11 protein-coding genes are annotated in these 11,811 nt (G+C 61.2%); 9 read left to right on the top strand and 2 right to left on the bottom strand.

What is annotated here, in order from left to right; genetic code table 11:
• The first annotated feature begins 144 nt into the window (after positions 1-144).
• The 7 genes from rplM to RRH01S_RS05780 all read left to right on the top strand — a co-directional run bounded on the left by rplM (position 145) and on the right by RRH01S_RS05780 (position 6,767).
• Entirely contained in the window at positions 145-609 is a 465-nt protein-coding gene (rplM, locus tag RRH01S_RS05810) for a 50S ribosomal protein L13 (RefSeq protein ID WP_007692724.1), read from the top strand.
• A 2-nt stretch (positions 610-611) separates the two neighbouring features.
• Positions 612-1,079, top strand: a complete 468-nt coding sequence (rpsI, locus tag RRH01S_RS05805) for a 30S ribosomal protein S9 (protein WP_007692725.1) — start codon at positions 612-614, stop codon at positions 1,077-1,079.
• A gap of 271 nt (positions 1,080-1,350) precedes the next feature.
• Positions 1,351-2,538 (top strand): CmlA/FloR family chloramphenicol efflux MFS transporter, encoded by a 1,188-nt coding sequence (cml, locus tag RRH01S_RS05800; protein WP_007692727.1) that lies wholly within the window; start codon positions 1,351-1,353, stop codon positions 2,536-2,538.
• A 135-nt stretch (positions 2,539-2,673) separates the two neighbouring features.
• Positions 2,674-2,946, top strand: a complete 273-nt coding sequence (locus RRH01S_RS05795; RefSeq protein ID WP_007692729.1) for a hypothetical protein — start codon at positions 2,674-2,676, stop codon at positions 2,944-2,946.
• 97 nt (positions 2,947-3,043) lie between these two features.
• On the top strand, positions 3,044-3,997 hold the full coding sequence (gene speB / locus RRH01S_RS05790; protein ID WP_007692730.1) for an agmatinase: 954 nt from the start codon (positions 3,044-3,046) through the stop codon (positions 3,995-3,997).
• A gap of 87 nt (positions 3,998-4,084) precedes the next feature.
• Positions 4,085-5,017: an N-acetyl-gamma-glutamyl-phosphate reductase gene (argC, locus tag RRH01S_RS05785; RefSeq protein ID WP_007692732.1), complete on the top strand. Its 933-nt coding sequence runs from the start codon at positions 4,085-4,087 to the stop codon at positions 5,015-5,017.
• Between the two features lie 376 nt (positions 5,018-5,393).
• A complete protein-coding gene (locus tag RRH01S_RS05780; protein WP_007692734.1) occupies positions 5,394-6,767 on the top strand; it encodes a tlde1 domain-containing protein in 1,374 nt (457 codons plus the stop codon).
• A gap of 36 nt (positions 6,768-6,803) precedes the next feature.
• Here the strand turns inward: RRH01S_RS05780 and RRH01S_RS05775 are convergent, their stop codons facing one another.
• Positions 6,804-7,907 carry a COX15/CtaA family protein gene (locus RRH01S_RS05775; RefSeq protein ID WP_007692736.1) on the bottom strand — a complete coding sequence of 368 codons (1,104 nt, stop codon included), beginning with the start codon at positions 7,905-7,907 and terminating at the stop codon, positions 6,804-6,806.
• Positions 7,908-8,019: 112 nt separating this feature from the next.
• Here RRH01S_RS05775 and RRH01S_RS05770 point away from each other — a divergent pair, with 112 nt between their 5' ends.
• Together RRH01S_RS05770 and RRH01S_RS05765 are read left to right on the top strand one after the other, a co-directional pair.
• Positions 8,020-8,229, top strand: a complete 210-nt coding sequence (locus RRH01S_RS05770; protein WP_007692738.1) for a DUF2842 domain-containing protein — start codon at positions 8,020-8,022, stop codon at positions 8,227-8,229.
• Between the two features lie 139 nt (positions 8,230-8,368).
• Positions 8,369-9,631, top strand: coding sequence for a GNAT family N-acetyltransferase (locus tag RRH01S_RS05765; RefSeq protein ID WP_007692739.1), 1,263 nt, complete (start codon positions 8,369-8,371; stop codon positions 9,629-9,631).
• On the opposite strand, the gene RRH01S_RS05760 is transcribed toward RRH01S_RS05765, so the two are convergent.
• Positions 9,632-11,797 (bottom strand): GumC family protein, encoded by a 2,166-nt coding sequence (locus tag RRH01S_RS05760; RefSeq protein ID WP_007692741.1) that lies wholly within the window; start codon positions 11,795-11,797, stop codon positions 9,632-9,634.
• Positions 11,798-11,811: the final 14 nt, after the last annotated feature.

Below are 11,811 nucleotides of genomic sequence, written 5' to 3'. Positions count from 1 at the left end.
TCACATACATTCGCTCTATAAGCCGCCCCAGATCGCAGCCTTTCCGGGCTGTTTTCTTTTTGGCGTGTGTTTCGCTCGTCAAACCAAGCAACAAGAAACGCCCTGATGCCTTCGGGTCCGGGGTCCTAAAAGAGAGTATACAACATGGCAACCTTCTCCCAGAAGCCTGCAGAGGTGGAGAAGAAGTGGATTCTCATCGACGCCGAAGGGCTTGTCGTTGGTCGTCTCGCTTCTATCATCGCTATGCGTCTGCGTGGCAAGCATAAGGCTACCTTCACGCCGCACGTCGACGACGGCGACAACGTCATCGTCATCAATGCCGACAAGATCGTTCTGACCGGCAAGAAGTACGAAGACAAGGTTTACTACTGGCACACCGGTTATGCCGGCGGCATCAAGGAGCGTACCGCTCGTCAGATCATCGAAGGCCGCTTCCCGGAGCGCGTCGTTGAGAAGGCTGTCGAACGCATGGTTCCCCGCGGCCCGCTCGGCCGTCGCCAGATGAAGAACCTGCGCGTCTACGCCGGCTCCAACCATCCCCATGAAGCGCAGCAGCCGGTCGTTCTCGACGTGGCCAAGCTGAACAAGAAGAACGTAAGGAGCGCCTGATAATGGCTGATCTCTCTTCCCTGAAGGATCTCGGCACGGTATCGGAAGCAGCTGCTCCCGTTCACGTCCGCAAGGTTGACTCGCTCGGTCGCTCCTACGCGACCGGCAAGCGCAAGGACGCAGTTGCCCGCGTATGGCTCAAGGCCGGCTCTGGCAAAATCATCGTCAACGGCAAGGACTACACGGCATATTTCGCCCGTCCGGTTCTGCAGATGATCCTGCGCCAGCCGATCGTCGCTGCTGCCCGTGATGGCCAGTTCGACATCATTGCTACCGTTGCCGGTGGCGGTCTCTCCGGCCAGGCCGGTGCTGTTCGTCACGGCCTGTCCAAGGCTCTCACCTACTTCGAACCGGGCCTGCGCTCGGTCCTGAAGAAGGGTGGCTTCCTGACCCGCGACAGCCGCGTTGTCGAGCGTAAGAAGTACGGCCGTGCGAAGGCACGTCGCTCGTTCCAGTTCTCCAAGCGTTAATCGCTTATCCGAGATCGGATTTGGAAAGGCCGGGCTCTGCCCGGCCTTTTTCTTTTATACATTGTCGTATGCGGGCGATGTCTGATAGATAGTCGTAACACCTCCGAAACAATCGAGGCCTCAGACAGGACCTTACGATGGGAAGCACTCCGTCAGCAGACAGATAGGCCGCAGCAGCTTTTTTGTTGTTGCGGCGTCTGTCCCAGCCAATCTGATCGTGATGAAAAGACAGGCCGCCGCCAAATCCAATTATTTGAGCGGATGCTTACTTATGCCTTCAAGAATCCCAACGTGGAACTATCGCCTGCCGGCAGCGCTGCTGCTGATGGCGCCCTTCGATATCCTTACCTCACTGGCAATGGATATCTATCTTCCTGTCGTCCCGATCATGCCTCGCGCACTCGATACGTCGCCGGCCGTCGTCCAGCTGACCCTCAGCCTCTACATGCTCATACTCGGCGCGGGCCAGATCGTCTTCGGTCCGCTTTCCGATATCGCCGGACGTCGTCCTGTGCTCCTCGGCGGTGCGGCGCTGTTTGCGGCCACCTCCTTCCTGATGGCCGGCACCTCCTCCGCCGACCTCTTCATGGCACTACGACTGCTGCAGGCGGTCGGCGCTTCCGCGGCTCTCGTCGCGACCTTTGCAACGGTTCGCGATGTCTATGCCGAACGTCCGGAAGGTGCCGTGATCTACAGCCTGCTGGGCTCGATGCTGTCCTTCGTGCCGGCGGTCGGTCCCATCGCCGGCGCCTTGATTGCGAACCATTTCGGATGGCGTGCCATCTTCCTGGCTCTCGGCATCCTGACACTCGCTGCAATCTTCAATGCGACGTTACGATGGGATGAAACCCGTCCGGTAACCGTTTCGAGGCCGAAGACAGCCTTTCGTCCAATCCTGAAAGATCCTTCCTTCTGGACCTATACGATAGGCTTCAGCGCAGCCATGGGCGCATTTTTCGTTTTCTTCTCGACCGCTCCGCGCGTGCTGATCGATCAGGCCGGTTTCTCCAGCCTCGCCTTCAGCCTTGCTTTCGCAACGGCGGCGCTGGTGATGATCGCAACGGCGCGCTTCGCCGGACGCTTCGTCAAGCGGTGGGGCACGGCCGGCAGCCTTGCCCGGGGAATGCTGATGCTGCTCGTCGGCGCAACACTGCTCGCCGGCGGGGAGCTGTTTCTAACTCCCTCCTTCGTCAGCTTCGTCCTGCCGATGTGGATTATCGCAATCGGCATCGTCTTTACGACAGCGGTCACCGCAAACGGCGCGCTTCGAGCCTTCGGCGATACGGCAGGAACGGCGGTCGCTCTCTATTTCTGCGTCGAAAGCCTGATCGTCGGTCTGATCGGCACCTTGTTTGTCGTCATCCTCGGCGGCGATACCGCATGGCCACTCGCCGGCTATTGCGCCGTCATGGCGCTCGTCACGCTATTCTCTTTGTGGCGCCTGCAGAAGAGAACCTGAAACGACGACGAAAGGCCGGGCTCTGCCCGGCCTTTTTTGTTTTTCCTGGGCTTTTTTGACGGATACCACATCGCCATGCAGGCAAAGCGCGCATTTTATGGCAAACTCGCGCATCACCCATGGAGGAGCCTTAGGATGACACGGACGATAGCTGGATTGATCCTGCCATTTCTGCTTGCAATATCGGGCACCTCGCCTGCCCTTTCGGCGGACGCTCCGCAGCCGACGCCGCAAGAGCAAACGCAGATGGAAAGCATGAAGGAATTCATACAGGCCAATCCGGATTGCAAGGAGTTCACGGATCAATGCTCTGTCTGCACGCTTGCCGACGGAAAAGCTGAATGCTCCACGCCGCAAATCGCTTGCGTCAAGCAGGCCTATCAATGCTCGGCTCCGGCCAGTAAATAACAGAGACAGGAAAGCCCTCTGTTTGAAGCCTTGCAGGCATGCATGCTTGCGCGCATCGAGCCAGCCTGTGCTTTCAGCATAAACGTAGGAGAACTCCGTGCCGAGCACGTCGATCGACCATGCCTTTACAGCGACCAGCCTGACATCGGCGGCCAGCGACCCGACCTTTGCCGGCGCGCTCTCCTTCATGCGCCGCCGCTTCACCAAATCGCTCGAAGGCGCCGATGCCGTCGTCTGGGGCATTCCTTTCGACGCGGCCACATCCAACCGGCCGGGAACACGCTTCGGGCCGCAGGCAATCCGCCGCGCCTCGGCAATCTTCGACAATGATCCGCAATATCCCTTCAACCGCGATCTCTTCGCCGAGATGTCCGTGATCGACTATGGCGATTGCCTGCTCGATTACGGCAATCACCAGGAAACATCGGCCGCGATCGAAGACCAGGCGAATGCCATCCTCGACAGCGGCGCCTTCCTGCTGACGCTTGGCGGTGATCATTTTGTCACCTGGCCCCTCCTCAAAGCCCATGCCGCCAAGCACGGGCCTCTGGCGCTGGTGCAGTTCGACGCGCATCAGGACACCTGGTTCGATGACGGCAGGCGCATCGACCACGGCTCTTTCGTCGCCCGCGCCGCCCGCGACGGACTGATCGATCCCGGCCGCTCCATCCAGATCGGCATCCGCACCCATGCGCCGGAGGATTATGGCATCCGGGTTCTCTACGGCCATGAGGTCGAGGATATGAGCGCCGCTGATATCGCCTCTGCTATCATCTCCCATACCAAGGGTGCGCCGACCTATCTGACTTTCGATATCGACTGCCTCGATCCGGCCCATGCGCCGGGTACGGGGACGCCGGTGGCCGGCGGTCCGTCGAGCGCGAAGATCCTCTCGACGCTGCAGCGGCTGCATCAGCTCGATATCAGGGGCGCCGATGTCGTTGAGGTATCACCGGCCTACGACCATGCCGACATCACCGCCATTGCAGGGGCGACGGTGGCGATGTATATGCTCGGTCTCCACGCCGAAAGGCGTGCGGCTGGAGGCTGAGACCAGCTGTTATCATTTTGAATCAACTTCATGGCAAACTGAGTCCGGAAACATTCTGAACCTATTGAAAGAGCAGGAATAAAGAACATGGCACCGAAGATCTTCATCGATGGCGAACACGGAACCACGGGCTTGCAGATTCGCACGCGCATGGCCGACCGCCGCGACGTCGAGCTTCTGTCCATTCCGGAAGCAGAACGGCGCAATGCCGCCATGCGCGAAGACATGCTGAATAGCGCCGACATCGCCATTCTCTGCCTGCCCGACGATGCGTCGAAGGAAGCGGTGAAGATGGTCTCGGCCAACAACAATGTCCGCGTCATCGACACGTCGACTGCCTTCCGCGTGCATCCGGACTGGGCCTATGGCTTTGCCGAAATGGACAAGGATCAGGGCGGCAAGATCACGAGCGCGCGTTTCGTCGCCAATCCCGGCTGCTATCCAACCGGCGCCGTCGCCCTCATTCGGCCGCTGCGGGCCGCCGGCATCCTGCCGGACGGCTATCCGGTGACCGTCAATGCCGTTTCCGGCTACACCGGCGGCGGCAAGCAGATGATCGCGCAGATGGAAAATGCCGATCATCCCGACGCAATCACCGCGCCGCATTTCCTCTATGGCCTGCCGCTGACCCACAAGCATGTGCCGGAAATGACCACGCATGGGCTGCTCGACCGCGCGCCGATCTTCTCCCCCTCGGTCGGCAAGTTCGCGCAGGGCATGATCGTGCAGGTGCCGTTACATCTCGATAACCTTGCAGAAGGCGCGACGATGGAAAGCATCCATGCCGCTCTTGTTGGCCACTTTGCCGGCCAGGACGTCGTACAGGTCGTCTCGCTTGCCGAGAGCCGCGCCCTGCCGCGCATCAATGCGGTCGAGCTGGCTGGTAAGGACACGATGAAGCTGTTCGTGTTCGGCACGCCCGGCACCTCCCAGGTCAATCTCGTCGCCCTGCTCGACAATCTCGGCAAGGGCGCTTCCGGCGCTGCTGTCCAGAATATGGACCTGATGCTAAGCGCCTAAGACTCTCAGCGGCACTTCCAATCTTCGGCGGTCGGGATTTCATTCCGGCCGCCGAATGCATTTGACGATTGCCTTGTGGACAAGTGCGCTGTCCTGTCACATGCAAATTCACCACCAAAGCAAAAAATGTGTTGCCTGTGATAATTGCGCCACATTCATTCCCTACGGCCTGCATCAGCCGCTCCGGGGACGCAGCGGTATGGGCACTGCTCGTCAGGCAATTTTCAAGATCGCGCCAGCGTAAAGGAATTGGTTACCATAATTCGGCATGCTTTCCGATAACCGGCAAAGTGACGTCCGGACGCAGATTTCGCGTCGCGGCATAGGCCCTTTTGTGAGCCGGTGTGGTGCGTATTTAGTTTGGATCAAGAGTATCATGGCGTTTGCGACCGAGACGTTCGGTAACATCAATCCCCGTTCCGGGTCCGCTTTGCGCCGGAAAAAATCCTCCGGGATCAGTCCCGGCACAGTTATCACCGGCGTTTCGGTCGTGGCTTTCGCCTGGGTGGCCGCAACCCTGATCACCACGCAATCGATGGTCCTGTCCCTGCCCGGCGCGGGTATGTCGGCGATAGATTCGTTCACGCCGAGGGCGTCCGCCTTCATCGTGCCGCAGAGCCATCTGACGCGCCCGACCCGGCTGGCGAGCCAGACCTTGCCCGTGAACCAGCAAAGCCGCACAAGCAGCGTGCCGGCCGACGCGCCGATCGGCGGGGCCGGATACACGGCGACAAGAGACGTCGTCGTTCAGCCCAAGGCAACCGCCGCCGATGCGATGCGGGCGCAGCTTGCAAGCGCCCTTGCGCAACAGGCCTCCGAGTTTCGACTGGCGCAAGCTTCGGCCTCGATCATCAAGGGCAACCGTCCGGTCATGCACGCCTCACCCGCCGCGATTGACCATCTGCGCAAGGTGATCGCCCTCAACTTCGCCAACACCATGCAATCGCTGATGCAGGTCAGATATGCCGCCGCATCCTTGCCGACGGTTGCTCCGGCAAACGCCGCTCCGCAGCCGGTTGAAATCGCCTCCGCCGCTCCCCTTGCCGGCGCGCCGGCCGTGGTTGATGCCGTGCCGCTGCCTGCAAAGGACACCGACCTGCCTGCCGCGGAGACCTTGCCGGTCGCCGCGAACCTGCCGAGCGTGATACCGCTTGCCCGCCCGGAGCATGTGGTGGAAACGGCGCCCGTTGTCGCCTCAGCTGCGCCCGCCAGGTCCCGCAGCGACGACACCGTTCCCGTGGCGCCGCCCGCGCATCTGACGGCTTACGCCAGGACGGACGACGATGAGACCCGGCCGAAGCGGTTCCTCAATCCCTTTGCCGCGATCAGCCCGCGCGGCGGCAACGGCACCGCCATCTACGATATCTCGGCCGGAACCGTCTATCTGCCGAGCGGCGAACGCCTAGAGGCGCATTCGGGCCTCGGCCACATGCGTGACAATCCCCGCTATGTCGACCGCAAAAACACCGGCCCGACGCCGCCTGAAACTTATAACCTGACATATAGGGAAAGTCTGTTCCATGGCGTGCAGGCGCTGCGCCTGACACCCGCGAACGGTGCCCGCGTCTATGGCCGCGACGGCTTGCTCACTCACTCATACATGCTCAGAGGAGGCCGCGGCGAATCGAACGGTTGCGTGGTCTTTAAGGATTACGCCCGCTTCCTGGCTGCGTTCAAGCGCGGCGAATTCAAACGTATACAGGTGGTGGCGCGTCTGTCGTCGGCGCCCAGCAATATTGCGTCACGCTGAAGCTTTGCGAACAGGAGGGCGAGGCGATCATCCGCCTCAGTCCCTCACGGCAATGACCGTCTGGCGCGGATATTCTCCGTAAAAACCGCGCCAGTTGGCGATGGCAAAGCCGAAGACGATCAGCGCGCCGGCCTGGTGGGTCAGTGCCAGATGCAGCGGCACCTGCAGGAGCAGCGTCGTAATGCCCAGGATCGCCTGGATCAGCACCAGCACGAACAGCACGACCGAGCGGCGGGCATGGGTCGTCTCCGCCGCCGCGCGCAGCGAGATGATCATATTGACCGCGACGACGGCGAAGAGCGCATAAGCGCCGAGTCGATGGACATATTGCACCATCTTCGGGTTCTCGAAGAAATTGATCCAGCCCGGCGACTGCACGAACAATCCGCCCGGCACCACCGCACCGTCCATCAACGGCCAGGTATTGTAGGACATGCCCGCATCGAGGCCGGCAACCAGCGCGCCGAGATAGATCTGGAACAGCGACATGAAGGCAATAAGGCCGGCGAGTTTCGCCGAGTAACGCGTCGGGGCCGGCTCGTTCGAATGCGGCGACAGCGCGCGCATGAACCACATGCAGGAGGCAAAGATCAGACAGGCGGTGACGAGATGGGTGGCGAGGCGATACTGGCTGACGTCGGTCCGCGCTTGCAGGCCGGACGAGACCATCCACCAGCCGATCGCGCCCTGCAGCCCGCCAAGCAGGAAAATACCGCCAAGCGGCAGCCATAGCTTGCGCTCGACGCGGCCGGTGAGCACGAAGAACAGCAGCGGCACGCCGAAGATGACGCCCATGGCGCGGGCAAGGAAGCGATGTGCCCACTCCCACCAGAAGATGCCCTTGAATTCGTCGACCGTCATATCCTTGTTCAACAGCTGGAACTGCGGAATGCGCTTGTAAAGGTCGAACTCCTCCTGCCATTCCTGTGCATTGAGCGGCGGGATGACACCATGGATCGGCTGCCACTGCGTAATCGACAGGCCGGATTCGGTGAGGCGCGTCGCGCCGCCAACCAGCACGAGGGCAAAAAGCGCCAGAAGCACGCAACCGAGCCAGATGCGGATAGCGCGGCGATTGCGGTCCTGGCGGGCCACTTCGTTCAAAACAGCCTGTTCCGACGTCAAATTTGCGACAGCCATAGTATCTCCCTTCATGCGCCTGTTGATTTGCCTGATGGGGGCGTGCAAAACAAGTCCCGGGAGTTTGCGGCATGCCGTCGCGGTATGCCGTCGTAAGAGGAGAGACCAACCCGTGCCCCTTCGCCTGCGCAAATTTGTAGGGATGATTTTGCTCGTCCTGCTGGTGGTGATCTATGCGATCGTGGCGATGATCGTGGCGGTACGCACGCTGGCCGATCAACCCGGCTGGGTCCATTTCCTCTATTTCTTCGTGAGCGGCATCATCTGGGTACTGCCGGCGATGGGGATCATCAAGTGGATGGCGGGGCCTCGCGCCCGATAGAGGCGCACCCAAACGCTCGCGGATTAACGTGGGGATAACCGTGATGAGCGGGAAGTCTTTCGCATGACCCTACCTTAAATCAAAAATAAGCCGCCTGAGCGAAGACTGCACCGGAATGCCGTCCGATCGGAGACATCAGGTGCAGAGACAGAAGCTCGATATCGCTGACATGCCCGCTACGAATGCGGCGCACAGGGATATTGTGTCCGCTGCCGTGCTATCGACAGCTGGTCGCAGCATCGACATCGAGATTTTCGACAGCATGGCGCCGCTGGAGACAGAATGGCGCACGCTGGGGCGAGACGATCTCGCATCGCTTCACCAGAGCTATGACTGGTGCATCGCCTGGGCCGAAACCTCAGGGCATCCGCTGGCAATCGTCCACGGCTCCGTCAATGGGCGCACCGCCTTTATCCTGCCGCTGGAGATCATTCGTTCCAAGGGCGTGCGCCGCGCCGAATTCATCGGCGCGCGCCACAGCAATATCAATACCGGCCTGTTTTCCGCAGAGTTTCTGGAAACCGCCGGCAATGGCCTGACAGCGTTGCAGCGGGCTGAGATCGCGCGGGCGTTGCGAGGCAAGGCCGATCTGATGCTGCTGCGCAATGTGCCGCTCGCCTGGCGCGGTCGCACAAGTCCCCTCGCCTCGCTGCCGGCCGTCGAGAACCAGAACCACGCCTTTCAACTGCCTTTCCTCGGCTCCTTCGAAGCGACCCTGAGGCAGGTGAATGCAAAGCGGCGGCGCAAGAAATTCAAGCACCAGAGCCGCATCCTCGATGACAAGGGTGGCTATGAGCATGTGATCGCGGGGCCTGATCAGCAAGACGCGCTGCTCGATCTGTTCTTCCGGCAGAAAGCGGTCCGCTTCAAGACTGCGGGCCTGCCGGATGTATTCCAGGATGCGCCGACCCGAACCGCCCTGCACCGGCTGCTGTTGCATCGGGACGGCGAAGAATCCCATTCCACGCTGGAGATGCACGCGCTACGGCTTAAGGGCGAGCATGAGGGGCATATCCCGGCGATCGCCGCACTATCGCGGAAGGGCGATCACGTCATCTGCCAGTTCGCCTCGATCGATGAGACGCTGGTTCCGGAGGCGAGCCCCGGCGAACTGCTGTTCTGGCTGATGATCGAGCGGTTGCATCGCGAGGATGTTGCCCTCTTCGACTTCGGCATCGGCGACCAGGGCTACAAGCGCTCGTGGTGTCCCATGGAGACCGTGCAGCACGACCTGATCCTGCCGATCTCCGCGGTCGGCCATGTCGCTGCTTTCGCACAAAGAGGCATGACCCGCGCCAAAGCAGCCATCAAGGCCAGTCCGCAACTCTATGGCCTGATCCAGCGACGGCGCGCGCGGCAACGCGTCAACACCCCTTCGACGGAAGAAACCGACAAGGATTGATTAGGCCGCATACTGACGAGCGTCGGCGCCACGCTCGGCACGCCAGCCGGACATCAGGATGATGTGCTCATAGCCAGCCTTCTGGAACTCCGTCATCGCCGCCATGAACTGGTCTTCGTCGGGCTCCGGCATGGAGAGCAGGATTTCCGTATCCTTGCTGCGTGTCAGACGCGCGACGCCGGAGACGTCGGCGGCACCGCATTCGACCAGAACAATATCATAGGCCGAACCGAGCGCATCGAGGATGAGCGACAGACGGTCGGCGCCGCGCATCGCGCGACCGACGTCACTGGTGCCCTGCGGCACAAGATGCGCGTCGGACAGGCGATCCGGGTGAATGGTGTCGGCAAAAGCGGCCTCTCCGCAGAGTAGATCCGTCACCCCTGAAAGATCGTCGGATTCGGCCATCAGCCGCGACGGGCAGCCGGTTCCCGTCATATCGACCAGCACGATGCGGCATCCGGCATCGGCAATGGTGCGGGCCAGCATCACGGTTGCCGTGGAACCATTGTCGCCGGTCGGAGATATGGAGATAGCAAGGCGAGAGTCGCGTCCGATCAGATAATCGGCGACCGACTGGATGGAGAAATCCTCCTCGTCTTCCGCTGCCTCTTGCGGCATATGTCCAAGATCGACCGCCTCTTCCATCTCGCGCGCCAATACCGGATCGACGGCGACGGAAAGCATGCTTGCAGGCACAGGCCCCTGATGCACGTTGGCCGCGGTTAGCGGACGAGCAGCGGTCTCGCGCTCAGCCGGGCCGACCGGACGCAGGGCGCGGCCACTGAAGAGCTCCATCAGCATGATGACGATGCAGGTCAGGAGAAAGGAGGCGAGTGCGGCGACGACGACGATTGGCCCAACCTTCGGAAAATAAGGATCGACCGGCTCGACGGCCTGGGAGACAACGCGGGCATCCGCCGGACTTGAATTCTTGTTGACGCGGGAGGCGGCCTCCCGATAGCGGGCAAGATAGGTTTCCAGCAATTGCCGTTGCGCGGTCGCTTCACGTACCAGCGCGTTGAGGCCGACTTCATCCTGCCCTGCCCGGGCGCTATCGGCCTTCAATGTGTTCGACTGCGCCACGAGCTGCTGTTCGCGCAGCTGCGCGACCTTGGCTTCGTTCTCGATGCTGGCAAGGATCTTCTGGGTCTCGCGGTCGATCTGCTGACGGATATCGGTCAGCTGGGCACGCAGGCTCTTCAACCGGGGGTGCCCTTCCATCAAGCTGGTGGACAGATCCGAGATCTGCGATTCCAGGCCGGACTCCGTTGCCTTCAGCCGCTGGATAGTCAGCGAGCCCGAGACATCGGTCAGCGTATCGATGGAACGGCCGGAGGCGAGCGCGCCGCGCACGGCCTGGGCGCGTGCCTCGGCATTGGCCCTTTCGCCGCGCACCTGCGCCAATTGACCGGAAATATCGGCAAGCTGCTGCGTCGCGAACGTATTGGTGTCGCTGGTCTGCAGGAGGCCGTTGGCGGAGCGGTAATCAGCGACCTTCTTTTCGGCCTCGCTGACCTTCTCGCGCAGATTGGTGATCTCCGGCTCCAGCCAGCGCGTCGCCTCGCTGTTGGAATCGAGCTTGGCGCCGCTCTGCATCGACAAATAGATCTGCGCCATGGCGTTGGGAACGCTGGCCGCCAGATCCGGATCGCGGGAGGTGAAGCTGACACCGATGACGCGGGAACTGTTGATCTGATAGACCTGCAACCGGTTGGTAAAAGCATCGAGCATCCGCTCTTCCGGCGCCTTGTCGAGCGAGCTCTTCTTGAGGTGCAGCATGACCAGAATGTCGGAGAAGGCGGAGCTTCTTGTCGCCGCATCGAATTCCGGGTGCTCATAGAGCTTCAGTTTGGTGATCACCTGCTTGACGAGATCGGCCGACTGCAGGATCTGCACCTGGCTGGCGATATTGAGCTCGTCCAGCAAGGGAGCCGAGCCGGCGTCATTGTTCTGAGTCGTCGTCGCGAATGCCGGCGCGCGCTGCTCGATCAGAATGCGGGTTTCGCTGCGATATTCCGGGGAAACGACCTTGGCGACGGCAAACGCCAGGCAAGCGCCGGCGAGCGTGATGGCGATGACCCGCAGCCGTCGCTGCCATACAGCGCGAAAGAGCAGCGCCAGATCAATATCAACATCCTGCTGGCTGCTGTTGATGCCGGGCATATACAAGAACTCCA

Source organism: Rhizobium rhizogenes NBRC 13257 (assembly GCF_000696095.1).
Lineage (GTDB): Bacteria > Pseudomonadota > Alphaproteobacteria > Rhizobiales > Rhizobiaceae > Rhizobium > Rhizobium rhizogenes.
This window is presented reverse-complemented; position numbering and strand designations above follow the sequence as displayed.